Raw genomic sequence first — 24087 nt, forward strand, 5'->3', positions numbered from 1 at the left:
AATTCTCCAATAGAAAAATATCCGATTAGATTACTCTGTCACCTTATCAAATCCTGGCGTTGATGTCTCTAAATACTTTGCTGAACCATCGTCAGAACGATAGATGAAGAACGCCTTCAAGTTATTTTCTTTAGCGTAAGCAATTGCTTTCTTTGCACCCATGGCCATAAGGGCCGTTGCCCAAGCATCCGCATCCATACAAGTCTCAGAGATAACACTAACCGAAGCAAGTTGAGATTCAACAGGTGAACCTGATTTGAAATTTATTGTATGCTGGTAGCGCTTGCCACCTTCTTTGAAAAAATTTCGATAGTCGCCAGATGTTGCTAAGGCAACATTCTTGATTTTCACAACCTTCACAACTGGATTACCATCTTTATTACTAGGGGACTCAACACCAATACGCCACGGGCGTGTTAGAGATTCGCCCATTGTTCTAACTTCACCGCCAACTTCGACAAGAGCATTCTTAATTCCTTTGGCCTGTAGAAGTTCAACAAGTGCATCAACACCGTAACCCTTGGCCGAAGCAGATAAATCAAGATACACACCATCAATACTTTTTGTTAAGACGCCATCATTAAAGATTATCTTTTCGTAACCAACTTTCTTCTTGGCCTCTTCAATATCTTCTTTTGAAGGAATCTTGCGTTTTCCAGTTGGACCAAATCCCCAAAGGTTTACAAGCGTTCCGATTGTTGGATCAAATGTACCATCAGTCTTCTTTGCAACGTCTAGGGCGTGCTTTAGAGTTCTGCTAAAGTCTGGGCCTGGATAGAATTTTTCACTCTTGGCCATTTTATTAAAGAGTGAAATTTCTGAGTCATTGATGTAAGTACTCATGGCCTTGTTGACTTCATCTAATCTTATCTCAATATCTTTTTTTACCGAATCCTCGTCGAATCCATTAGGTGCAAGATACTTGATATGGTATGTCGTACCCATGGTCGGGCCAGTGGCACTATAAATTTGCAGTTTTTCACTTTGACATGAAGTTAACAGGCCTAATAAAAGGCCCATTCCAAATATAAAGATTTTGTTAATTCTCATTAATTAAACGCCTGTTCCTCAAGAATTTTTCTTTCGCTATCTAGGTCTCTATTGTCGGCCTTTTCTTCACTAAATTTTTCGCCGTAGCGCGCCTTAAGCTTTGTGATATTGCGCTCCATTACATCTTCAAATTTAATCCCAAGTTCATCACCAACGATGGCCATGTACCAGAAAAGATCACCAAGCTCTTCTGCTAGATTTACTCGGTCAAGCTCCTTACCATAGAATATATGCTTCTTTAGAGCATCGAGGAATTCTCCAGCTTCCGTCGAAAGACCAATTCCAGCGTGAAGAAGTCTCTTAATTCCATCGTCATTTAGACGTGTGTTCATCGCATCAAAATCTCTTGATTCTGTTCTAATTGCATCACTCATATATTTTTGTGAGTCCATAATTTCTCCTGTGAAAAGTTGGGTAGTTGATCGAACTTTATCACTTTGATTTTTATCTAGTCAAAGCTTGCCTGTGCAAAAAGAAAACTTCACGAACTGTTAAGATATAAGGTATATTAACGTGCCTAAATTATTAATTTTGTAATAGCCGCAAAGCGGTAAAATGGATTTAAATCAAATGGATAAATTCGACTTTTCAACACTATCAAGTTCAGACATTTCTTACATTGACTCTCTCTACGAACAATACGAATCAAACCCGATGGAAGTAGAAGAAAGTTGGCGCAACTTTTTTCTAGGTTTTGAATTCGGTGCCGGTAAAGGTAGCACAAGTGCCGGTGGTGAAGTAAGTGATGAGAAGTTACGTAAAGAATTCAACGTATTCAGACTAATTCAATCTTTTAGATCAAGAGGACATCTTCTTTCGGATACAAATCCAATTCGTCCAAGACTAGATCGTCATGCACGTATCTCTCTTCAAGACTATGATCTAACAGATGCTGATTTAAACGAAGTATTCACTTGTGGTGAGTTTGTTGGCCTTGGTGCTACGACTCTAAAAAATATCATGGACCACATGATGAAGCTTTACTGTGGAAAGATCGGTGTTGAGTATATGCACTCAACTGATACTGAGATGAGACGTTGGTTTAGAGAAGAGTTTGAAACAACTTACCTGAACAAAAATTTCGATGTTGATAAGAAAAAAAGAATCCTACACAAATTGAATGAAGCAAATGTTTTTGAAAACTTTCTTCAAACAAAATATACGGGACAAAAAAGATTTTCACTTGAAGGTGGAGAGTCGACAATCCCAGGGCTTGATGCATTTATTAACGAAGGTGCAAGACTAGGTGCTAAAGAATTTATTATTGGTATGGCACACCGTGGACGTCTAAACGTTCTAGCTAATACTCTAGGGAAAACTTATGAGTATATCTTTTCTGAATTTGAAGGAAACTCTCTTGAGCAACTTGCTGGTCAAGGTGATGGTGATGTTAAGTATCACATGGGCTTCACTTCAGTAACTAAGACTGAAGATAATAACGAAGTTTACTTAAAGCTTCTTCCAAACCCATCACACTTAGAAACAGTTTCACCAGTAGCAACTGGTTATGCTCGTGCTCAGATTGATATTGCTTACGATGGAGATGAGAGCAAGATTATCCCAATTGTTATTCACGGTGATGCGGCCGTTGCGGGACAAGGGATTGTTTACGAAACACTTCAAATGTCTGAGCTTCCAGGTTACCGCACTGGTGGATCTCTTCACTTTGTTATTAATAACCAAATTGGTTTTACTACTGACTTTACAGATGCCCGTTCATCACACTACTCAACATCTGTTGCTAAGATGCTAAATATTCCAGTTATTCACGTAAATGGTGATTGTCCAGAAGACGTTGTTTACGCATGTGAGCTTGCAGTTAAGTTCAGACAAAAATTTAAGCGCGATGTTTTCGTTGATATGGTTTGTTACCGTAAGCACGGACACAACGAAGGTGATGAGCCGAAGTATACTCAACCAGAATTATACGGGATGATTTCAAAGCATAAGAATCCTCGCGAAATGTATATTGAAGAGCTTGCTAGTCACGGTGCAGTTGATAAGGCCGTGGCAAAAGAAATGCAAGAAGAATACAAAAACCTTCTTTCGGATCGTTTTAACAATGTTAAGCAAAATGTAATTCCTAAGAAAGTTCCAGGGCCTCACCAGCAGTGGAAGAACGTTCGTTTTTCAACTCTAGAGGATTTTACTAATTCACCTGATACAAGTGTTGATAAGAAGACACTTGAGAATATTATTTCATCAATCACGCAGACTCCTGAAGGATTTAAAACTCTAAGAAAAGCACAAAAGCTTCTTGATCAAAGAAAGGCTTCTTTTGAAAATGGTCAAATTGATTGGGCACTTGCTGAGTTATTTGCGTACGGCTCGATCCTAACTGAAGGTAACGATGTACGCTTCTCTGGTGAAGACGTTATTCGTGGGACATTCTCACACCGTCACGCAAAAGTTTTTGATGAGAAAACAAATAAAGCATACTGTGGCCTTGAGCACCTAACGACAGGTCAAGGAAACTTCTATATCTATAACTCACTTCTTTCTGAGTATGCGGTACTTGCATTTGAATATGGTTACTCGCAAGCAACACCTCACGCTCTTAATATCTGGGAAGCACAATTTGGTGACTTCACTAACGGTGCTCAAATCGTAATTGATCAGTTCATTTCAGCAGCAGAAAGTAAGTGGAGAAGAATGTGTAACTTAGTAATGCTTCTGCCTCACGGTTATGAAGGAGCAGGACCTGAACACTCTTCTTGTCGTCCAGAAAGGTTCTTACAGCAATGTGCTGAAGAGAATATGGTTGTTTGTAATATTACAACTCCAGCAAATATGTTCCATGCTCTTAGACGTCAGCTTAAGTGGGAGTTTAGAAAGCCTCTTGTTGTTTTCACTCCGAAGTCACTTTTAAGACATCCTCTATGTCAGTCAAAAGTTGAAGACTTCACAACTGGTAAGTTTGAAGAAGTATTTGATGATACTTGGGTGAACCCAAAAGACGTTAAGAAGGTCGTTCTTTGTACAGGTAAGATTTACTACGATCTACTTAAGTACCAACAAGAAAATGATCGTAAAGATGTTGCAGTTGTTCGTCTTGAACAATTATATCCTCTTCCAACTGAAAAAATTAAGGCGATCCTTGATAAGTATCCAAACGCAACACATCGTTGGGTACAAGAAGAGCCTTCAAATATGGGAGCATGGATGCACTTAAATCGCTGGCGCGATACTTTTAGAGATATTGATTGTATCTCAAGAAAAGCTTCGGCATCTCCTGCGACAGGATACGCTTCAGTACACATGAAAGAACAAGAAACAATTGTAGAGAATGCATTTAAATAAATAAGGAAAAGAAAATGGCAATCGTAAAAATTACTATTCCACCAATTGGTGAATCAATTACAGAAGTTGCTCTAGGTGAGTGGCTAGTAGCTGACGGTGACTATGTTAGTGAAGGTGATGAACTAGTTGAAGTTGAATCAGATAAAGCAACACTTCCTCTTCCTGCGGAAGAAAGTGGTATCATTAGAATTATCGCAGAAGAAGGTGCTGAACTTGAAATTGGTGCTGTTGTAGCTGAGTTAGATACATCTGCAGCTCCGACACAAGCTTCAAGTGATGATGCTCCTACAACAGTTGAAACTCCAAATACACCGGCAAGTGCTCCAGTTTCGGGTGGGGATAAGAATTATCCATCTCCAGCTGCTGCTAAAATTCTTGCAGAAAAAGGCGTTAGTGCTGGTTCAGTTGCTGGTTCAGGTAAAGATGGCCGTATCACTAAGGCTGATGCAATGAACGCAAGTGCTGCTCCAAAAGCTGCTCCTGCTGCCGCTGCAAAGCCTGCTCCTGCACAGGAAATTGCTGTTCAAGCTCCAATGGGTGGTGCAAGTAGAGCAAAAGAAGAAGTAAAAATGAAGCGTATTCGTAAGACAATTGCTAAGCGTCTTGTGGAAGCAAAGAATACGACTGCAATGCTTACGACTTTCAACGAAGTTGATATGTTCAATGTAATGGAGCTTCGTAAGAAATATAAAGATGCTTTCAAAGACAAGCACGACATCGGACTAGGTTTCATGTCTTTCTTCACAAAAGCATGTACAAAAGCACTTATGGAAATCAAAGGTGTTAATGCACAAATTGATGGTGAAAATATCATCTATCACGACTATGCAGATGTTGGTATCGCGGTATCAACTCCAAAAGGTCTTGTTGTTCCAGTAATTAGAAACGCAGAAAGCTTAAGCCTTGCTCAAATTGAAAAAGAAGTAAGAAGACTTGCTCTTAAAGGGCGTGATGGAAAGCTTACAGTAGATGAAATGACTGGTGGTACATTCACTATCACAAATGGTGGTGTTTTCGGTTCAATGCTTTCAACTCCAATTATTAACGTTCCACAATCAGCGATTCTAGGAATGCACAATATTGTTGAAAGACCAGTAGCTGTAAACGGTCAGGTTGTTATTCACCCTGTAATGTACTTAGCACTTTCTTATGACCACAGAATCATCGATGGTAAGGAATCAGTAACATTCCTTAAGATGGTTAAAGAGATGATTGAGGATCCGGCCAGAATGCTACTGGACATCTAATAAGTATATTAAAGAAGATTAAGGATTATATATGAGTAAAGAATTTGATGTTGTTGTTATTGGTTCAGGCCCTGGTGGATATATCAGTGCCGTACGTTGCGCGCAACTTGGTATGAAGACAGCAATCGTAGAAAAATATAATACACTTGGTGGAACATGCTTAAACGTTGGATGTATTCCATCGAAAGCATGGCTTGATTCAAGTGAGAAATTTCATGAAGCAACTCATGAATTTGAAGCACACGGAATCACAACAGGTAAAGTAAAGGCCGATATTAAGAAGATGGCAGAGCGTGTAGCTGGTGTTGTTGCAGATACTTCTGGTGGTATTACTTACTTAATGGGTAAGAATAAAGTTGAGACTTTCCATGGGTTTGGATCTTTCGTTGATGCTCACACTCTTAAAGTTTCAGGTGAGAAAGAGGAAACTCTTAAGGCCAAACACTTCATTATTGCAACTGGTTCAAAGCCAGCGACAATTCCTGGGATTGAAATTGATAAAGAAAGAATTATCACTTCAACTGAGGCCCTAAAGCTTGAAACACTTCCAAAGCACTTCATCGTAATTGGTGGTGGTGTTATTGGTCTAGAGCTTGGTTCAGTATTTTTAAGACTTGGTTCTAAAGTTTCTGTTGTCGAGTATGCAGATTCAATTCTTGCGACAATGGATAAAGACTGTGCAAAAGAGATGACTAAAGTTCTTAAGAAACAAGGTATGGAATTCTATACTGGTCACGGTGTAACTGAAGTTGTTAGAAAGGGCGAAAAAGTAATCGTAAAAGCTAAGAATAAGAAGAACGATGAAGAAATCAAATTAGACGGTGACTACTGTCTAATGGCAGTTGGGCGTCGTCCATATACTGACAATCTTGGTCTTGAAAATGCTGGTGTAAATCTTGATGAGCGTGGGCGTGTTATCACTGACGATCATTTAAGAACTAACGTTTCTCATATCTATGCAATTGGTGATGTTACAACAGGTGCTATGCTTGCTCACAAAGCTGAGGAAGAAGGTGTTGTTTGTGCTGAAATCATTGCTGGTCAAAAACCACATATTAACTACAATCTAATTCCAGGTGTTGTTTATACTTGGCCAGAGGTTGCTTCAGTTGGTGTAACAGAACAAGAGCTAAAAGCTAATAAGACTCCATATAAAGCAGGGAAGTTTCCATTTAAAGCAAGTGGACGTGCTCGTGCTTCAAACGAATCAGCTGGTTTTGTAAAAGTACTTGCTTGTAAAGAAACAGATGAGATTTTAGGAGTACACATTGTCGGTCCTCGTGCTGCTGATTTAATTGCAGAAGCAGTTGTGGCAATGGAATTTAGAGCTGCTGCTGAGGATATTGGACGTATTTGTCATGCGCACCCAACTTACTCTGAAGCATTCAAAGAAGCTGCTCTTGATGCTTTTGATAAAAAACCACTTAACATCTAAGCAAATATTTAAAAGGCACCTTAGGGTGCCTTTTTTATTTCACCTGAAGACAGCTCAAAACTCCCATCCAAAAATATTTTTCGAATTAAATAACCATCAACTTTTTCATTTGCTCGACGCTTTTGAATGAGAAGTTGTATCGGTTTTGAGAAGTTACAAGAGTTGGCCGTCTCTAAATCTTCATTAAAGAAAATTGTTCGAGGTGGACACTTAAGTTCAAGGGTAATTTTATCTTTCTCATCAAAGTAGTGGGCTAGGCCTTCTGAGTCTGCTAACCATGGCCTTTGATCGTTGATGATGATAACTTCATCTTCTTTTTTTTGAAACGCTTTAAATGCCTTATATAAGCTTGATTCTGATGGCCTTGTAAAAAGATAGCTATGAGGATTGTGACGGGCAAAGTTTAGTTTTGTTAGGACTTCTTTTTGAGAAAAGCTATGTCCTAAACGGTTTAGAAGTTCGCCATGCGACTCAATAGCAACGACAGGAGCATTAAGTTGGGTGATAATATCATCAAGAATTTTACCAACTGGAAAATAGAGAAAGAAGTAATCAATTTTATGGTTTTTAATTAATTCCTCTTTAAAGACATCGTTGATAAAAATATGTTTTGTGTCTTTGAGTTTGTCGAGGCCATATTCGATGCGCTCTTTGACTGGTTCAATACTAATGACTTTAATATTTGGAAAGAAGTGATTGGCCACGAATGCCATCTTTGCATAGGATGCGCCAATATCACATACTGTGAATTCTTTATAATTCTCTAATTCATTTAGCTTTTGTAGAATTTCATAAAAGTCTAAGAGTGAGGTATTAATGGCCTCTTCTTTTAGGCCACATAGGTAGAGTTCTTCGGAAGATTTTAAATTATTCTTATTTAAAAGTTCTTCGATGATTTCAATAACTTCTGTTTGAAAGCCTATTAAATCGGCCAATTTTTCTTCTTTTTTTTGTAAGTGGTTTTTATTGTAATTATCCAAAAATCAATACCTTATTTGGTTTCAAATAGAAGTTTGTAAACAAAAACAGAGTAAATAGCTAATATTATTAAATTTTAGTTTAAATCTTACCGATATACTAGAAAGAATAGTAGAGGAAGTATTGAAGAAACTTTTCATTGCAGACACATTCACAACTTTTAGAGAGATCGATCTTAATGATCTCTATATTGAAGCGCTTTCTGGAATCGTTTTTTCAAACCAATTTGGTTTTGACGTTAAAAAGTCTCAATGGGTTGAGTTGTCTAAGATGAGTTTACCTCGTGTAATTACAGATGCTCTTAAGCAAGCTCCTGAGACATTTGAAAAACCAGCTTCGGCACCAAATGGATACAGTATTAAATTGGAAGAATTAGAAATTAAGAATAATCATAATAATGATCTATTAGATGCAATTTCAAAAATTGTAAAAGAAGAAGTTTCTGCAATTGGTGTACAACTTCGAGAAGAGTTTAGTGAGAAAATTTCCTCTGTAGAAGAGAGAATCGGTGATATCACGCAACTTGTTGGCTCTTCAAGTGGTGATCGTAGTGAGGCCATTCTTACAAAATTAGAGTCTGTGTTAGATGAAACAAGTTTAATTAGCGATGTAAATCGTAAGATTACAAAAGTTCTATCAACAACGCGTGAACTTGAGGATGGAAATACTAATACTCAAGAATATCAATCAAAGTTTAATGCTCTTAAAATAAAATATAAAAATCTTGCAGTTGAAAATAAATTAGCAAGAAAGAATCTTTCAAAGGTTATTGCTAAGGCCAAGGCCTTAAATGCTAAGTTAGAAGTCGCTGAACAAGAGTTAGCAAATTTTAAATCATACACAGATAGCAAGATTGGAATTTCGGCCGTAAATGATTCAGTTGAAATTGAAGAAGTTGTTAGCGAAGATAACACTCCAAGTACTCCAAAGATTAACCTCATTCCTCGTGACTCTCTTGTACTAGAAGACGAAGATCGTACGGTTGAAATTGATCTTAGTGAAGAGGCCACTGGTGAGTTTGATATCTCTAGTGGAGGGCTTGAAATTGCAACACGTGCACAAGCTGATGATGAAGAACTTGATCGCTTGAATATAGAAGGCCTTAAGAACGGTAAGTCGTTTGAAATTTCAAATAAGAAAACATGGCAATACGATACAGGAGCTGGCGTTGTCGGTCCTTTACGTTTTGATGAAATGCTTGTTGATTTTGAAAAGAAGATTGTTACGTCTTCCACTCTTGTTAAAAAGAAGGCAGGTGCACCTTGGGTTGCAGCAAAAGACTGTCTTGAGCTTAATACACAAGCACAACTAATATTTGAAGATAAAGAAAATCCTGAAAATAATAAGTATCAAATCGAAAGAACTGAGTATCGTGTCGAATTACAAGAACTAGTTTCATTCTCGCTTGTTGGTGTTCAAAAAGAGTATAAGGGATACCTTACTAACTTATCACTAAGTGGTGGCTTTGTTGAAGTGACTAAGTTTGAGAAAGAATTTGACAAAAATACTCGTGGAACGATTTATATCTCAGAGGGGATTTTTGGCCGCGCTGTCGCTATTGACTTCACAATCATGAGGGCATCTAAGAATCGTCCAAGAGGCTTTGGTCTTCGTTTTGAGTCTGTTTCAGACGCAATTATGGAAGTTATCGGAGAGTGTATGATTGATATTCTCAACGATAATGAAGAAGCAAAAAAAGCAGCTTAATCAACTATTTCGCAATGCATATTAAAAAAACAGACTAGATCAGTCTAAGTTCTTGAAAAAATAAATGTATCCGTTGATAATTAAGAAAAGGAAATGGTGGTTCGGGCGGGACTTGAACCCGCACGGGGTTGCCCCCACTGGATTTTAAATCCAGATTGTCTACCAATTCCAACACCGAACCGCTATTTGTGTTTAACGATTTTGGACTATAACGTGTATATTTGTCAATTCAAAAAAACTACTAAATTCATTTTTCTTTTACTTGCAATTTTTATTGTAGGTTGTGCAACAAAAAAAATTGTCCTTCCCACATCGCAAGTTAAGCCTACTTGGTTTGCAGGAGAGGGGAATTTTAATTATCTAACTTATGAAGGTAGAGTTGTTCCTCACTTATTCTTCGACTTTGCACCTCGTATGGATATGCGTACTAAACTCGTAGACGTTTTTATTACGACGCCCCGTGATAGTGAAGTTAACTTTGAGCTCGATTTAGTTAGTGGACGAATTTTTAAAGAAAGAAAATTATGTAAAGAAAAAGACATCTGGAATGATTATACTTCTAAAGTTCATACTCCAAATTTTTCTTGGGCCGTGATTCCAAGACTTCTTGGGCGTAATGGAAAACCTCAACGTGTAGCTGTTTTTGGTGATCTAAAATACCTTGTTGATGGAAGTTTTCCACGAGAAGAAACTGTTCAGGTACAAATAATCGGAGGGTATATCTTAAAGTCTTGTTTAACAGGACTATGCGATCTAAATGATGACTGGGAGTCTGAAGTTATTCTTGTTGCAAAAAGTATGCTTGATGAGTCTCTTCAAGAAGTACAGGGCCTAAATACTCTAAAAAAATATGTGGATTGGGGATATGCCAAAGCATTTATTGAAAACTCAATGGGAAGAAATGATGTCGGCCGAAAATTAAAGGGTGCTTATCGTCTTGAGTCTCCAATTCTTCCAAATCGCGCGCTGAAGTATGTTATAAACTCTGGTCATCTATTTTCTAATGATGAACTTCAAACACTAAAAACATCTTGCCGAAAAGTTTATGATGATGCTCTTGATATTTTTCAAAAAGAAGAAGGGCTTTCGAAACGCTTTATCGACTTTTATCGTAATCACCTTGATCGATTCAGTCTATGTCGTAAATATGTTCGACCTTTCAATATACAAAAAGAGAAAGATAAGCATTGGAAACTTGAGTTCTTAACTGCTTTTGAAAATGCTGTTCATACAGGTTACTATTTTGATTGTCGCTTAAAGACATGGGTTCGCAACGTGAGAAATAGTAAAGGTAAATTCGTTGTGGATCAAAGAAAATTAATTGGAGGTTGTCGAGATAATGAAATTGCTGCTTCATTTCCTGCAGCGATAACATTATTATCTAGTGCATCCAATTCGGGAGCACCATATTATCGTTATATTGAATATGATAGTGGGGCAGACACATTCAATCAAAAGATATATAATTGGGTGTGGTCAAATGGAAAGAAACAAAGCTGTGCTCCTAAAGAAGAGAATTCAGCGCCGATTTTTCCTTATGATGTAAGATTCACTTTAGAGTAATTGGAAAACTAAATAGATGAATATTTTTGAAGTAACAGATATAGTTCAAGTTAAGTCAAAGGCCGAGCTTTCAATGTTAATGCTGGCACACTTTGATGATCAGCATATTGTCTTTACTGGCCTATCTTGTATTGATCTTCTAAATGCTAACGACTTAAAGGATAAATATAATCTTTTAAATTCTCGTTTCTTGTTAATTTATCAATTTCAAAATCTAAATGATCATAAACGAATTTTTTATGCACTAGCTTTAAGTTATGGGCAAACGGCACAATCTTTTGGACACTTATTTGAGTCAATGACTTGGTTTGAAGCAGAAGTTAGTCGTAACTATGGTGTACATTTTTATCGCAAAACAGATCGCATACAATATGAGATTGTCTCTCCTAAAGCAAAGTACTATTTAGAGAAGGATAATCATCTTCTAGATGAATCTCAGGTCGAACTTTGCTCTGATTACTTTGCGCCTTTAAGTGTTACAGGGGAAGAAATTGAAGTTCCTATTCGAAAATTTGACTCGTCAATTTCAGATTCTAAAATTCGTTTTAATATAGATGAAGATCATATCGATGATGTTGCGTTTGACTTTGATTTTAATAAATCAAAATCAATAGAAAAGAATATCGAAGGTAAGGGAGTTGATGAGGCTATTTCGCTTTTATTAGATTCTGATCTTCCTCTAAAGAATATTACATCTCTTCTTGTTCTCGAACTCAGCGAGTACATTACAAGCAAAGTTAATAGTAGTGCTGTGAAAATTCATCGCATGTTTATTTATGAAATTTTTTGTGCACTTGAAAACTTAAAATGTTTAGAAAGAGTATTTAATCGATCTTCTTTCAATGAAGTTTATCAGATCCTAAATCATCAAGTTGAAACTCTTTCAGGCTTAATTAATATAACTGATATTAAAACGAAAGATGATCTTGTAAAACTTATTAATACTGAAGATCGCAAATGGGTTTATGATGTTAGAGATCGTATTCATGACTATCAAGATGTCGTTACTGATATTTTAGCGACAGTTGAGGGGAATAAATTCTTTCTCAATTTAGATAATTATTTTAATTCTAATCTTGCTGCTTTAGGCTTCTCTCTTAAGTCTATGCCACTACAAAGTTATGGTTATCAATACAATATCAAAAAGTATGAGCCTTTTTATGAGTACAATGATCTGGCAAAAGCGGAATTCTTGGCCCTAAAGGGAACAACTTACGAATTACTTTTAATTCGATTAAAAGAACTAAAAAATACATATTCAAATATTATAAAAATTTGTGAAGAGTATCCTATTATTAGAAATGAAAGTGATACTGATACAAATATAACTAAATCTGGAATTTTTCTTGCTACAACTCAGGTTTCATCTGGTGAAGTTTCAATCCTATCGTATATTAAAGAAGATGGTATGTTAGATCGATTTCACTTAATGTCACCAACAATGGCAAACTTAAAATACTTCTCTAAAAGATTGAAGAAATTTGCACTTTCACAAATTGCTTGTGAGTGGAATGCTTTAGGAATTAGTGAAGAGGAAATTATAAAATGATTCTTTCAAAAAATATTTATAGAAATAGATGGCGCCTTGCAATTTTTATCAAAAGAGTTGCTCTGTATATAAAGTTAAAAAGACTTCAGTAGATCACGTACTAAAATTTCATTTTCTGAAAAGACAAGTGGTGTTTGTGCAAATAGCGGAGCTATTTGATTGATAAATAGACTTCGGTCTTGTTCGATTGCACCAAAGGACTTTGTAATTGGAGTCACCATTTGCGTATCTAAGAATGTAATAGTGTATTGTTTGACGACATGAAGAATTGCTAATAATGCGATCTTTGAAGCATTTGATTCCTTGTAGAACATTGATTCACCACTTAAGAAGTGTCCCATGCTTACGCCGTAGAGTCCTCCAATTAGGCCTTTTTCTTGATTCCATACCTCGACACTATAAGCAAGGTTTTGATGAAAAAGATTAAAGTAGCCTTCGACGATTTCATCAGTAATCCAAGTTCCTTCAATGGAGTCTGAGTGAATCTGCTGACAGTTTCTGATCACAGATAGAAAGTCTTTGTTAAAGGTAACAGTCCAGTCACACTTTTTTATAAACTTAATAAGAGAACGACTTATTTGAATGTCTTCAAGGCGAATAACTCCTCTTTGTGGAGGGGAAAACCAAGCTAGGGGATACTCTTGAGATATTGGCCATGGAAAGATTCCATTTTGATACGCCAATAAAAGGGAGTCATGGTGGAGATCTCCACCAATAGCTAGTAGCCCTTGCTCATCTGCGACTTCGACTGGTGGGAATTCAATTATTGGCACTAATCATGGCCTCCATCATAAGAGCACTCATTGCGGCCCCTACTTCAAGTGTTGTTCGAGAGCCTTCTTCGCTTAAGCCTACAAGTGGAGCAATTTCAACCATGTCTGCACCAGTTAGGTTAAAGGCATTAGTAAACTCTTTTATCATTATAGCACATTCGTGTGGCATCAGTCCCTCTGGTTCAGGTGTGCCTGTTGCGCTGGCAACACTTTCATCGAGGGCATCAATATCAAAGCTAATATAAATTTCTTCAATTCCTTGGGCCTTAAGTTCTGCTACTGTTTTAAGTGCTAATTCTTTTGCTCCTATTTCCTTAACGTCTTTTGCCCAATACTGATTGAGTCCAAATTCACTTTCCCAGTGTTCTTTTGATTTTCCAGTTGAACGAATGCCAAATTGATAGCAATGCTTTGGTGTTTCAAGATCATCCAGAACATGAGTTAGCCAAGAACCAAAACAATAATCAATACCAAGTCTTTCTCTTAACAGGTCAGTATGCGCATCAAAGTGAATAAGGCCTACTTTCTTTCCAAGTGATCTTCTATTGTTGATCCATGATTTTACTAGTGGAAAACTTACTGAGTGATCTCCACCGATACTGAAGATTTTTAAATCCTTATTATGTTTAAAGACTTCATCAACACTTGCTTTGGCAATACTTAGTGGAGAGACACTTAAGTTCTTTCCACCGTACAATGCATTTTGTGCACTCTTTATTGTTTCATCATTTAAGTACTTGTCATGCAGAAGGTGAGGAATAACTCTAATATCACCTAGGTCAAAACATTGCTTATAAGTATCTAAATGGTCTTCGATTAATGTGTTTCTTAAGAATAAAGGTCCCCAGTTTGCACCTCTTTGGATTCCTCCTCCACAGTCGGATGCGACACCAAGAATTGCACAACCTTTTACGTTAGAAAGTTTGTTAAGTTCATTACTCCATGCCGATCTGATTGCGGCATCTTCAGTCGTTTTATAAAGCACTTGAGTTAGCTTATCTTTTCTCTCTTTTGCTGTGTTAACTGTGAATACACCAAAGCCTGGAGGGCAAAGGTAGTCATTTAATAATGTTTCATTCTTGTCACTCATATATATTCCCTTAAATTTAAATTAAAAAATCGCCTTTAACACGAGAGCTTAGTAGTGCTGTCTTGTAAAGGTCAAGGTCTTGATCGTGTAGGTAATCACGAATCACACGCTTTTCAAACTTTATAATAGCATCGTTAATTCCCTTGTACACTCCTGCAATATGGGAACTTAGAGTTATATTAGAAAGTTGCTTAAATTGATTAAAGTCTATTGGCTCTTTCTCAAAGACGTCGATAATTGCATGAGCATCTTTATTATTACTTAGAAAGTTTATTAAGGCCTGTTGCTCAATTAATTTTCCTCTGGCCGCATTCATAATGAGAGTGTCTTTTTTTAATAAAGCAAACATCTCTTCATTAAGAATATGGTAAGAAGTCTTATTCAATGAACATGCCATGATGATGATATCTGACTTTGTCAGTTCTTCTTTTAGGTATTTGTTATTTTGCTGCTTATTTTGGTATGGATCGTAATAGCTAACTTTTACATTCAATGTTTCAAGAGCATTGCCAAGTCTTGCACCAATTGGTCCACGTCCGATGATTAGAGTTTTCTTTGTGTGCAAGAGTTCTCGATTATAGCTTCGTGCTTCATCCCATTGGCGTCTGTAAGGAATTTGTCCTTGATGATTGAGTAATGCTTGAAGGTAGAATTGCGCAACTGCATTTGCTCTAATCTCATTTCCTAAAACAATTGGGAATTTTGCTCTTTTCACAAACTCAAGTGAGAAGTTATCATAGCCCGAGTTTGGATGAATCCAGAGGACAATATTGGCGTGCTCTAGTGATTTAACAATACTCTCATTATTCGTATAGCTCGTTGAGATAACAATGACGCTTTCGCCCTCTGGGATCTCAATAGGTGTGTCCACGCACTTGATACCAAGTTGGCCTAGTGACTGCCTTTCTTTAACGCGAAAGGCCTCACCTTGATAGCTCGAAATTTCTGGTCGATAAAAGTAATAGTTCATACCCTTAATCTATCAACTTTTTCTTTGCTTTGCTAGAATCCGCTGTAAATTAAGTCTTTCTTGATCGTTTTACACTTCTTATAAGTGCGATAACGGCCATTTATCGTTGAGCGCTGATCATGATCAACAACTTTAATTAACTGACATGACTTTATCTTCTTTCTGAACATATCTCTTGATTCATCGTAGATAAAACCAAGATTATCTCCCATTTCTTTTTTAGTAATGCTAAATAGCTGATGTTTCTTATTGGCCTTAATTGAGGCAACAAATTCAATACCCGATCCTTTACGATAAGCATTTTCGATAATTTCATCTGGAGAAATAGTATTTCTTCCTAAGATATAACTTGTTGGCCATCTCTTGTGTCCATAAGCATGGTATGGAACCTCTGAGCATACGACCTTATCAAGAGTTGTGACATCGAAATTAAAATCATACTTCTTATTAAGTTGCTCTAGTGCAACCTTTGACACCATCTCTCTTGCCCACTTATTTTCTAGAATTCCTTTTTCACGAATAATTGTGATTTCATCAATTTCTAAAAAGTCTTCAAGGGAAACAAGGCGACTTCCTGGTCGAATCGACTCAACAATTGTTTTTCCTCTGCGAATATCATTATGATACTTTTTAATAAATGGTGTATTCCATAGTCCTGCTAGTTTAAGCTTTTGTTCTGTACCAAGATAAATGGCAATATGACCAAAGTGTCCTGGAATAAAAAAGTCTGTTGCAGCAAAAGGTGTTTTTTCTGCAATAATATCTAGCGGCTTTAGTACCGTCTCTAGGTAATCAAGTGCTCGTTCGTTAGCATACATATGACCATGGCGAAAACGCAGTTTTCCAACAAGGTTACCAAATAGCCCTGAGATAAAGTTTGTCGTACGATTAAAGATTTCAATAAACCAATCGCCAATACTGCTAAATTCAATTGCAGGGAGTCTCTTTCCAAGTAAATGTTTTTCGATCTCAAACTTCTCTACAAGAACAACACCTCTTGTTAGGTCAGGATTTAAAAGTTTTAGATAGTAGTAGTGATAATCAAGAAAGTTTCTAAGGTCTTCTTGTAACTCCTCATGGAATTTCTCACTCTTTGCAATTTTTGTAAATTGCTTAAGAATCTCAACTTGTTTTTCATTGTCGAGAATCTTAATAATCTCTTTCGTAACTTTTTTGATTGTTTTGATTTCATAAAAAATATTGTGAGTTACTAAGTAGAGGTTCACGTAGTTTAGTTTTGCAAGTAGGTTTGTTACCTTGATTTGTGCATACTCAAGTTCAGAATACGAGCGTTTATTAGAAAGGTCTTTTACAGTATAAAGACTCGATTTCTCCATAATGAGTGCGACTGTATTCATTAGATTACCAATGATTGATAAATCAGAACCTTTTATTGGCTTATGATCAATTGATTGTCGATAAATGAGTTTGCTATAATCGATAGTCACATTTACGAGATCACTACTTGCATTGATTAATTTTTCTAGTTCACGAATATTGTACCCAAGCTTTTGTGGGTCATAGTCAGTATCGTTTATTCTTTCTTGAATCTCATTGATTTGAGTCATTGTAGAATGGAACAACCTATTGTCTTCTTTGCTCTGGGCATGAGCGTAGAATACGTTCACAGTTAAGAGGAAAATGGCGATAATTTGTTTCATTTATTAGTCCTAATTTCTGAATTCTTTCGCGTCATTATGCCATTTTAGGTACTTAGCGTGTTGTAAATTGTAAAATTTTTAACTTTGTCTATTCTTTAGTGGGTCAAACTATGTTAAAAGGAATGTATATTTAAGTACTTAGAATAAGCGAAAGGAAAAACCATGATATCGATCAAGTCGAAACGCGAAATTGAATTAATGAGAGCAACGTCGAAATTAGCGGCTTCTACTCTTGAGTATATTGAACCATTCGTAAAGCCAGGTGTAAGCACTGAAGAGCTTAATAATCTTTGTCACGAGTATATTATTAAAAATGGTGCGTATCCTTCGCCATTAAATTATCACGGTTTTCCAAAGTCGGTATGTACTTCACTTAATGAAGTCGTTTGCCACGGAATTCCAAGTACAAAAGATGTTTTAAAAGACGGTGATATATTAAATATCGACGTGACAACATACTTAAATAAATTCCACGGTGATACTAATAAGACTTTCTTAGTTGGTAATGTTTCTGATGAAGTGAAGAAACTTGTTGATGTAACTTACCAATGTATGATGGAAGGAATTAAGCAAGTTCGTCCAGGTGGCCATATTGGTGATATCGGTGCTTCAATTATGGAGATCGCACACGATCATGGATACGGTATTGTTGAAGATTATTGTGGACACGGTATTGGACGAGAATTCCATGAAGATCCACAAGTTGTTCACGTTGGAAAAAGAGGTAAGGGCGCAGAAATGAAGCCTGGTATGACTTTTACAATTGAGCCAATGATCAACCTTGGAACAAAGGATTGTAAAGTTCTTAAAGATGGTTGGACAGTTCTGACTAGAGATAAGAAATGGTCTGCCCAATTTGAACACACAATCTTAGTTACTGAAGGTGGCTTTGAGATTCTTACTCTTAGAAGTTACGAGGTTCATCCTTAATTGTGAATACAAGCCTAATTGCACCAGATTTAAAAATTAATGATCCTTGTCGAGTTGAGCTTAGGTTTTCTAAGCTCAATGAAGTAAGAGAGTACTTTGTTGAAAGTGATGATAGTGCACTAAAAGATGTCATCATGACGATTCTTGAAAAGACGAAGAATACAAAGTCACAACTAATACTTGAAATCGAAAAAGCTCTAAGTGAAAATTCGAGTCATTCTCTTGAGCTATTTAGCTTCTTCAAAGAAGTTTTAAATTATTTCTCTCCTAATCAACTTATGGCCATTGATACGACCAATACACTTTGTCGCTGTTTTGGTGTTAGTCGCCAAGAAGTCGCAGCTTTAATTGAAAGGGGAGCAAGTGATCCTCTTACGATTACAAACCTGTCAAAGGCCGCTGGTGGCTGTGGTTCGTGCCTGGCCGATATTGTTCCGATGTTTAAATCAAATCGTGAGGAAAAGGTTATTCCTGCAGTTACCTTTAATGGTTTCAAAAAAGATAAGATTGCTGGAAAAAGACCATATCAATTTCTTTTAGAGGATATTTATCCAATGGTTGAAAAACTCGGAAAGATATCTGTCGAAGGCCTAATTGGTCACCACCTCTATGTCATTGGTGATGAACAAACTCCTGAGGCGCAAGATTTCATTAGTAAAGTCTCTTCGCTAGATTCTCAGCTTAGTGTATTCTTTATTTAGTTTGAGTTTGCTTAGGTTTTTGGCATTTCTTTAAGATAGCATCGACATTCTCTAAAGCATCATAAATCTTTAAAAGAGATTCTTTAGATCCTTTTAAAGTCTCTAAGCTTACTTCTCCTTCAAGATAGCGATAGCGAGCATAGAACTCTTTTAGGCCAGGAATATTAGACTCAAGGCAATCGGCACTACTTGCTTGGATTTGAATCTTTGCGAGATAATCCATTAGGATCTTAATCGACTTTAGACGAAACTCATTATAAGTCGACATCGAATACTTAACACCAATTCCACCGTCTTCTTCTTTGAAGTCGAAAATATTTCTTTGGCCAGTTGTCATGGCCTTAAGTAATTTAAGCGTCGGTGATTTACTCGGATCAGAACAAAACTTATTGTAGTAACCTTTAGAAAATTGCGGATTACCAACTGATGAAATCTCATTAATCATAATTTGATTTAAGTGATAGCGGGGCCCTGTCTCAAACCTTTTGGCATAGTAACTTTCTTCTTGTCCAAGACAGAGCAAGATCGTCTTTGCCTGTGTTGGAAGAGCTATCATAAAATTAACAATAAAAATTAATAATGGGTATTTCATTCGTTCTAACTGTGTTAAATTATTAGTATTAATTTATTTTACTTTAAGTATGGATGGAAAACTAGGGTAAGTTTTGAAAGAGATGGGTTTAATTGACCATTTAGAAGAGTTACGCTCTGCACTTATAAAGATATTAATCATAATTTTGATATCTTTCGTGGCCTGCTACGCCTATGGTGACCTCATCCAGGAAGTTCTTTTGAAGCCTCTGCGAGATGCTCTTGGTGATTTTGGAGGGGGAAAGGTTGTCTATCTTGGACTACTTGATAAGGTTCTTTCTCAATTTCAAGTAGCATTTTACTCAAGTGTTATTCTTTCTTGTCCTCTTTGGTTTTATCAGGTTTGGAAATTTATCTCTCCAGGTCTCTATGATCATGAAAAAAAGGCCGTTAGGCCATTTCTTATTATTGGGCTCTTCCTGTTTGCTATAGGCGTAAGCTTTGGTTACTTCATCGTTTTTCCACTAACATTTCAAACCCTCATGGGCTTTGGTGTACAAAATGTTGAAGCAACAATCGGTCTAAAAGATTACCTCGTTCTTTCAAGTAAGGTCCTTGTTTTCCTTGGCCTTATTTTTCAACTACCAAATGTACTTCTTATTTTAGGCTTTATGGGCCTAGTAACAAAGCAGTCCCTAGCTAATATGAGACGTTATGTTTATGTTGGCTTCGCTGTCGTTTCTGCTATGTTAACTCCTCCTGATGTCATTACAATGATGGGACTTTGGCTGCCGTTAGTCGTACTTTTTGAACTGGGTATTTTAGCTGTTGCGTTAATTGTTCACCCATATCTTTCTCGTCATCACATGAAATAGACGGTATGATTTCTTTATGAAATCACTACTAAAGAAACACGTATTATTAAGTTTAATTTTTGGTGTCTGCCTTTCATGGTTTTTTGCAACCGTCTTTATCGACTTCATTGCAGCTCCAAGTATTTTTAGAAATGTTAGCTCTCTAAAAGAAGCAGGAACTCTTGGTGGAATTATCTTCACATCGTTCAATATTATTGAAATGATTTTTGCTATTCTTTTGATCATCGTAGCTTTTCTTTATAAGAAAAAAGGGAAGGCTTCAATGGTGATGAAGTTTATTGCCCTAACAACACTTGTCTTGGCCATCGTTTATACAACTAAACTATCACCAGGTATTCGCGACTCTCAGATTGCAAAATCAAATTACACTCACACTGATGAAGAGTATCAGGTGTTTGAAGAGAAGCTTAGAGGTTATCATAAACTCTATGTACGACTTGATAGTTATAAACTTCTAGCTCTTCTTACAATGTGCGGAATTTCACTAACGAGTCTAATGCGTTTAGAGAGCAAAGAAGGTGAGGCGTGATCTTAGTTACAGGTGGCGCTGGATTTATTGGAAGTGTTCTTGTTGCAAAGCTTAACGAGCTCGGACGTGATGATATCATTATTGTCGACCGCTTTGATCATGATCAGAAGTGGAAGAATTTAAAAGGCGTTAAATATGCTGAATATTTTCATGCTGATGAGTTTATCGACATTCAATTAGAAGAAGTTCATAAGCAGATTTCTTGTATCTATCACATGGGTGCTTGCTCATCCACAACTGAGATGGATATGGATTATCTGATGACTAATAATGTTGGTCATTCAAAGTTCTATTTTGACCTGGCATGTGATTTAAATATTCCATATATCTATGCATCTTCTGCGGCCACTTATGGTGACGGTGAGCTTGGCTATGAAGACAAAGAGGAGGAGCTTGGAAAGCTTCGCCCTCTAAATCCTTATGGTTACTCTAAGCAATTATTTGATGAGTGGGTTCTAAATCAAACTGATCGTCCAAAACATTGGTTTGGCCTTAAATTTTTTAATGTCTATGGCCCTAACGAGTATCATAAGGAAGAGATGCGCTCTCTTGTCCATAAAGCATACGAACAGATAAATGAAGTTGGAAAGGTTAAGCTCTTTAAGTCGCACAAAGAAGGGTATGAGGATGGTAAGCAGCTTCGTGACTTTGTTTATGTTAAAGATGTTGTTAATGCCATGATTGAGCTATCTGAGAAGGAGATGGCGAAGCACTCTGGTATTTATAATATTGGAACAGGTCGAGCCGATAGCTTTCTTAATCTCGTGAATCAAACGTTCATTGCAATGGGACGTGAGCCAAACGTTGAATTTATCGATATGCCTATGCATCTTCGTAATCAATATCAATACTACACTCAAGCAGATATGGATAAGTTTAGAAGAATACTTCCAAACTTCGAATTTCGTATCGTAGATGATGGTGTAGCCGACTATGTAAAGAATCATTTAATGAAGGATAATCCATATGTCGAAAGGTTCTAAAGAGTCGGGCTTTGAAGCAATTCTTGAGGCCATCTCTTTAATGAATAAAGAAGAGAAGGAAACTCTTATTTCTAATATCACAAAGATGGACTTTGAATTAGCAGATAAATTACGTGCGAGTATGTATCGTTTAAAAGATCTGCAATTTATCACACCACAGATGATGAGCGAGTTCTTAAGAGAAGTAAAAGTTGAAAGCTTAGGAAATGCCTTAAAGCTAGAAAGGGAAGAAGACCGACAGGGGATTCTTGCAAAACTTCCTAAAAGCATTCGAGAAGATATTCTTTTCTTTATCCAAAAAAAAGTTCCAAAGTCTCAGGCCCTAGAGGCGCACCAGGAAGTCATGATAATCTATTCAAAGATGATCGATGATGAACGCTTGATTATCTCTCGAGACGATAAACTCGTTTAAACTCAACTAAAATTGAGGACTGGTGCGTTCTGACGATGCCAATACTGGCCTTAAAAAGTCAGTCTGGCCCCAAAATTCATTTTTACACCACGAATTCCATAAAATTTATCCGAATTAAGGCCTTCAAAATTGGCACGCTCATTGCTTTATAATAAGCAGAGAAAGGAATCTCTCTAAAGTTATCAGGAAGAAAACTTTAGGTAAGACGTAATGGACTACTTATTTTTAGATTGAATGGAGATACTATGAACATTGAACAAAAAGAACACTTCAAAAACTTATTCATTAATCTTAAAAATCAGCTGGTCAGTACTACAGGAAGTGTCGAGCAAGTATTAACTAACGAGACTAGCGGTGACATTATCGACCAAACTTCTAATGAGAGAGATGCTCAACTAAAGCTAAAGCTTATGGGAAGAGATAAATTTCTACTTAACAAAGTTAATCGTGCTCTAGAAAAAATTGCAAGCGGTACTTTTGGAGAGTGTGAAGAGTGTGGAGAAGAAATCTCTATCAAAAGATTACATGCTAGACCAATCGCTACTTGTTGTATCTCTTGTAAAGAAGAGCTTGAAAGAGAAGAAAATTCTCGTACATATGAAAAGAGATCACATACAAACGGAAATGCAATGAGTGCACATAATAAGAACGTAGCATTTAAACATGCAGACGGTATGGATGAAAGTACAAATGTTGTTTCAATTGAAACTTTTGCAAGAAGCTTTGATGAGAAGAATGCAGCATTTTAAAAGATAACTTAAAGCAGAGGATAGATAGAAAAAAGGCCAGTTTTGAACTGGCCTTTTTTTATTTGAAATTTTATTTTGTTAAAACAACATAAAGAAGAATGTCTGCTTCTTCATTACTTAGTTCATCTCCAGAAGAGATTTCACCAGCTTCTTCTAATTCATATCTAATTAGATCTCTAATTGAATCAAGCGTATCTTGATCATCTCTTTCAATTGCTCTTTCAACTTCTTCACGATTAAGATTATTAATCGCTCTTGCTGTAACCTGTAGAGAAGATACACTTGCTGCAAAAGAAGTTTGAAAACCTAATGTTGCAGTCATTTCAGTATATAAACCTGCTGCATAAACCCAACCAGTTGTTACCATTGAGCTTGTGTCTAGAAAATCTCTTGTTGTTTCCAGGGCATTGGCCGGATTAGAGATTGTTAATGCCATTAGAATTGATAAAGTTAGTTTCTTCATTGCTTTCCTCAAATTATTCTTCAGATTCGTTTGGTATATATAGTGCTACATTAATAAGTTGATCAACATCTCTATCTGAAAGTTGATCAAGGCTTTCAATTTGTCCACCAGCTTTTAGGTCCTCTCTTACCATCTCTCTCAAAGAGTCGATGATATCGAGGTCATTTCTTTCAATAGCACGCTCGATTTCTTCTCTGTTATAAATTCCTAAAGATTCTTTAGTCATTTGTACTGCTTCTGACGGATTAAAAACCGCAAGTGATGCTAAAAATGTAGCATGAGTTACTGAACCTACTGCTTGAATTGCTAGTCCGATTGGCGCCACTGTGAAAGCTGTCGCAACAGATGTTGATGGCATATCTTCATTCATTAGACTTGGCATTGCTTGTGCACTATTTACAATTGTTGCAAAAGTGATCGTTGTAAGAAGTAATCTCTTCATTTCGTCATCCTCTTTTATTATTTTGTCTGGCCGACTATAAACGAAAAGAGTCTGGATAGGGCAAGTTTTGAAAATTATATAGAGCGAAAGGCCACCTTTTCTAAATATTAAGCTCTTAACTTCTTAATATCTCGAAAAGGTGGCGTGTA

The 24087-nt window shown here is 36.7% G+C and carries 23 protein-coding genes and 1 tRNA gene; 13 read left to right on the plus strand and 11 right to left on the minus strand.

The window, feature by feature from the left end:
* Positions 1-30: 30 nt before the first annotated feature.
* Entirely contained in the window at positions 31-1050 is a 1020-nt protein-coding gene (locus tag ACMAWV_RS06965) for an FAD:protein FMN transferase (protein WP_412469678.1), read from the minus strand.
* Positions 1050-1442 carry a nucleoside triphosphate pyrophosphohydrolase family protein gene (locus ACMAWV_RS06970; protein ID WP_103216932.1) on the minus strand — a complete coding sequence of 131 codons (393 nt, stop codon included), beginning with the start codon at positions 1440-1442 and terminating at the stop codon, positions 1050-1052. Before ACMAWV_RS06970 ends, ACMAWV_RS06965 begins: the two co-directional genes overlap by 1 nt.
* Positions 1443-1605: 163 nt before the next feature.
* Between ACMAWV_RS06970 and ACMAWV_RS06975 the strand changes: the two genes are divergently transcribed.
* The 3 genes from ACMAWV_RS06975 to lpdA are packed head-to-tail and all read left to right on the plus strand — an operon-like array spanning position 1606 to position 7032.
* Positions 1606-4350 carry a 2-oxoglutarate dehydrogenase E1 component gene (locus tag ACMAWV_RS06975; RefSeq protein ID WP_233189685.1) on the plus strand — a complete coding sequence of 915 codons (2745 nt, stop codon included), beginning with the start codon at positions 1606-1608 and terminating at the stop codon, positions 4348-4350.
* 14 nt (positions 4351-4364) lie between these two features.
* Positions 4365-5597, plus strand: coding sequence for a 2-oxoglutarate dehydrogenase complex dihydrolipoyllysine-residue succinyltransferase (odhB, locus tag ACMAWV_RS06980; protein WP_103216933.1), 1233 nt, complete (start codon positions 4365-4367; stop codon positions 5595-5597).
* A gap of 31 nt (positions 5598-5628) precedes the next feature.
* Positions 5629-7032, plus strand: coding sequence for a dihydrolipoyl dehydrogenase (gene lpdA / locus ACMAWV_RS06985; protein WP_103216934.1), 1404 nt, complete (start codon positions 5629-5631; stop codon positions 7030-7032).
* Positions 7033-7052: 20 nt separating this feature from the next.
* Here lpdA and ACMAWV_RS06990 read toward each other — a convergent pair whose 3' ends face one another.
* Positions 7053-7967, minus strand: coding sequence for a hypothetical protein (locus ACMAWV_RS06990; protein ID WP_412469677.1), 915 nt, complete (start codon positions 7965-7967; stop codon positions 7053-7055).
* 166 nt (positions 7968-8133) lie between these two features.
* On the opposite strand from ACMAWV_RS06990, the gene ACMAWV_RS06995 reads away from it, so the two are divergent.
* Positions 8134-9717 carry a PilZ domain-containing protein gene (locus ACMAWV_RS06995; RefSeq protein WP_412469676.1) on the plus strand — a complete coding sequence of 528 codons (1584 nt, stop codon included), beginning with the start codon at positions 8134-8136 and terminating at the stop codon, positions 9715-9717.
* A gap of 94 nt (positions 9718-9811) precedes the next feature.
* Here the strand turns inward: ACMAWV_RS06995 and ACMAWV_RS07000 are convergent.
* Positions 9812-9898: transfer RNA gene (locus ACMAWV_RS07000), tRNA-Leu, on the minus strand.
* 32 nt (positions 9899-9930) lie between these two features.
* Here ACMAWV_RS07000 and ACMAWV_RS07005 point away from each other — a divergent pair.
* Positions 9931-11280, plus strand: coding sequence for a hypothetical protein (locus ACMAWV_RS07005; protein WP_103217555.1), 1350 nt, complete (start codon positions 9931-9933; stop codon positions 11278-11280).
* A 16-nt stretch (positions 11281-11296) separates the two neighbouring features.
* Entirely contained in the window at positions 11297-12829 is a 1533-nt protein-coding gene (locus ACMAWV_RS07010) for a hypothetical protein (RefSeq protein WP_412469675.1), read from the plus strand.
* 74 nt (positions 12830-12903) lie between these two features.
* Here the strand turns inward: ACMAWV_RS07010 and aat are convergent, their stop codons facing one another.
* From aat to ACMAWV_RS07030, 4 genes are read right to left on the minus strand one after another with little or no spacing between them, the layout of a single operon-like run.
* A complete protein-coding gene (aat, locus tag ACMAWV_RS07015; RefSeq protein WP_412469674.1) occupies positions 12904-13602 on the minus strand; it encodes a leucyl/phenylalanyl-tRNA--protein transferase in 699 nt (232 codons plus the stop codon).
* Entirely contained in the window at positions 13589-14692 is a 1104-nt protein-coding gene (locus ACMAWV_RS07020; protein WP_392991567.1) for an arginase family protein, read from the minus strand. The genes aat and ACMAWV_RS07020 overlap by 14 nt, the downstream gene beginning before the upstream one ends.
* Before the next feature lie 16 nt (positions 14693-14708).
* Complete coding sequence (locus tag ACMAWV_RS07025; RefSeq protein ID WP_412462732.1) at positions 14709-15662, minus strand: NAD(P)-dependent oxidoreductase; 954 nt, start codon at positions 15660-15662, stop codon at positions 14709-14711.
* 32 nt (positions 15663-15694) lie between these two features.
* Positions 15695-17323, minus strand: a complete 1629-nt coding sequence (locus tag ACMAWV_RS07030; protein ID WP_412469673.1) for a YiiX/YebB-like N1pC/P60 family cysteine hydrolase — start codon at positions 17321-17323, stop codon at positions 15695-15697.
* Between the two features lie 162 nt (positions 17324-17485).
* Here ACMAWV_RS07030 and map point away from each other — a divergent pair, with 162 nt between their 5' ends.
* Both map and ACMAWV_RS07040 read left to right on the plus strand, forming a co-directional pair.
* Positions 17486-18253 (plus strand): type I methionyl aminopeptidase, encoded by a 768-nt coding sequence (map, locus tag ACMAWV_RS07035; RefSeq protein WP_103217549.1) that lies wholly within the window; start codon positions 17486-17488, stop codon positions 18251-18253.
* A gap of 2 nt (positions 18254-18255) precedes the next feature.
* The gene (locus ACMAWV_RS07040) at positions 18256-18954 is read left to right on the plus strand and encodes a (2Fe-2S)-binding protein (RefSeq protein ID WP_103217548.1); all 699 of its coding nucleotides are present in this window, start codon (positions 18256-18258) and stop codon (positions 18952-18954) included.
* Here ACMAWV_RS07040 and ACMAWV_RS07045 read toward each other — a convergent pair.
* Positions 18947-19546: a hypothetical protein gene (locus ACMAWV_RS07045; RefSeq protein WP_412462731.1), complete on the minus strand. Its 600-nt coding sequence runs from the start codon at positions 19544-19546 to the stop codon at positions 18947-18949. The genes ACMAWV_RS07040 and ACMAWV_RS07045 overlap by 8 nt on opposite strands.
* Before the next feature lie 82 nt (positions 19547-19628).
* Between ACMAWV_RS07045 and tatC the strand changes: the two genes are divergently transcribed.
* From tatC to ACMAWV_RS07070, 5 genes are all read left to right on the plus strand, one after another.
* Positions 19629-20360, plus strand: a complete 732-nt coding sequence (tatC, locus tag ACMAWV_RS07050; RefSeq protein ID WP_233189707.1) for a twin-arginine translocase subunit TatC — start codon at positions 19629-19631, stop codon at positions 20358-20360.
* Positions 20361-20376: 16 nt separating this feature from the next.
* Positions 20377-20889, plus strand: a complete 513-nt coding sequence (locus ACMAWV_RS07055; RefSeq protein WP_412469672.1) for a DUF4149 domain-containing protein — start codon at positions 20377-20379, stop codon at positions 20887-20889.
* Entirely contained in the window at positions 20886-21872 is a 987-nt protein-coding gene (gene rfaD / locus ACMAWV_RS07060; protein WP_103217544.1) for an ADP-glyceromanno-heptose 6-epimerase, read from the plus strand. The genes ACMAWV_RS07055 and rfaD overlap by 4 nt, the downstream gene beginning before the upstream one ends.
* Positions 21856-22284, plus strand: a complete 429-nt coding sequence (locus tag ACMAWV_RS07065) for a FliG C-terminal domain-containing protein (RefSeq protein ID WP_412462730.1) — start codon at positions 21856-21858, stop codon at positions 22282-22284. Before rfaD ends, ACMAWV_RS07065 begins: the two co-directional genes overlap by 17 nt.
* Positions 22285-22529: 245 nt before the next feature.
* Entirely contained in the window at positions 22530-23033 is a 504-nt protein-coding gene (locus ACMAWV_RS07070) for a TraR/DksA family transcriptional regulator (protein ID WP_103217542.1), read from the plus strand.
* A 70-nt stretch (positions 23034-23103) separates the two neighbouring features.
* On the opposite strand, the gene ACMAWV_RS07075 is transcribed toward ACMAWV_RS07070, so the two are convergent.
* Both ACMAWV_RS07075 and ACMAWV_RS07080 read right to left on the minus strand, forming a co-directional pair.
* Complete coding sequence (locus tag ACMAWV_RS07075) at positions 23104-23496, minus strand: hypothetical protein (RefSeq protein WP_103217541.1); 393 nt, start codon at positions 23494-23496, stop codon at positions 23104-23106.
* Positions 23497-23509: 13 nt separating this feature from the next.
* Entirely contained in the window at positions 23510-23938 is a 429-nt protein-coding gene (locus tag ACMAWV_RS07080; protein WP_103217540.1) for a hypothetical protein, read from the minus strand.
* Between the last annotated feature and the right edge of the window lie 149 nt (positions 23939-24087).

The sequence above is a fragment of the Halobacteriovorax sp. RT-1-1 genome, assembly GCF_047085455.1.
GTDB lineage: Bacteria > Bdellovibrionota > Bacteriovoracia > Bacteriovoracales > Bacteriovoracaceae > Halobacteriovorax_A.

Excerpts from the sequence above, each read along its gene's own strand:
- ACMAWV_RS07045 (WP_412462731.1), bottom strand. The coding sequence starts at position 19,546 with ATGAAATACCCATTATTAATTTTTATTGTTAATTTTATGATAGCTCTT.
- lpdA (WP_103216934.1), top strand. The coding sequence starts at position 5,629 with ATGAGTAAAGAATTTGATGTTGTTGTTATTGGTTCAGGCCCTGGTGGA.
- ACMAWV_RS06965 (WP_412469678.1), bottom strand. The coding sequence starts at position 1,050 with ATGAGAATTAACAAAATCTTTATATTTGGAATGGGCCTTTTATTAGGC.
- ACMAWV_RS07055 (WP_412469672.1), top strand. The coding sequence starts at position 20,377 with ATGAAATCACTACTAAAGAAACACGTATTATTAAGTTTAATTTTTGGT.
- ACMAWV_RS07030 (WP_412469673.1), bottom strand. The coding sequence starts at position 17,323 with ATGAAACAAATTATCGCCATTTTCCTCTTAACTGTGAACGTATTCTAC.
- ACMAWV_RS06970 (WP_103216932.1), bottom strand. The coding sequence starts at position 1,442 with ATGGACTCACAAAAATATATGAGTGATGCAATTAGAACAGAATCAAGA.
- ACMAWV_RS06975 (WP_233189685.1), top strand. The coding sequence starts at position 1,606 with ATGGATTTAAATCAAATGGATAAATTCGACTTTTCAACACTATCAAGT.
- ACMAWV_RS07080 (WP_103217540.1), bottom strand. The coding sequence starts at position 23,938 with ATGAAGAGATTACTTCTTACAACGATCACTTTTGCAACAATTGTAAAT.
- ACMAWV_RS07070 (WP_103217542.1), top strand. The coding sequence starts at position 22,530 with ATGAACATTGAACAAAAAGAACACTTCAAAAACTTATTCATTAATCTT.
- odhB (WP_103216933.1), top strand. The coding sequence starts at position 4,365 with ATGGCAATCGTAAAAATTACTATTCCACCAATTGGTGAATCAATTACA.
- ACMAWV_RS07065 (WP_412462730.1), top strand. The coding sequence starts at position 21,856 with ATGTCGAAAGGTTCTAAAGAGTCGGGCTTTGAAGCAATTCTTGAGGCC.
- ACMAWV_RS07025 (WP_412462732.1), bottom strand. The coding sequence starts at position 15,662 with ATGAACTATTACTTTTATCGACCAGAAATTTCGAGCTATCAAGGTGAG.
- map (WP_103217549.1), top strand. The coding sequence starts at position 17,486 with ATGATATCGATCAAGTCGAAACGCGAAATTGAATTAATGAGAGCAACG.
- ACMAWV_RS07010 (WP_412469675.1), top strand. The coding sequence starts at position 11,297 with ATGAATATTTTTGAAGTAACAGATATAGTTCAAGTTAAGTCAAAGGCC.
- ACMAWV_RS07020 (WP_392991567.1), bottom strand. The coding sequence starts at position 14,692 with ATGAGTGACAAGAATGAAACATTATTAAATGACTACCTTTGCCCTCCA.
- ACMAWV_RS07075 (WP_103217541.1), bottom strand. The coding sequence starts at position 23,496 with ATGAAGAAACTAACTTTATCAATTCTAATGGCATTAACAATCTCTAAT.
- tatC (WP_233189707.1), top strand. The coding sequence starts at position 19,629 with ATGGGTTTAATTGACCATTTAGAAGAGTTACGCTCTGCACTTATAAAG.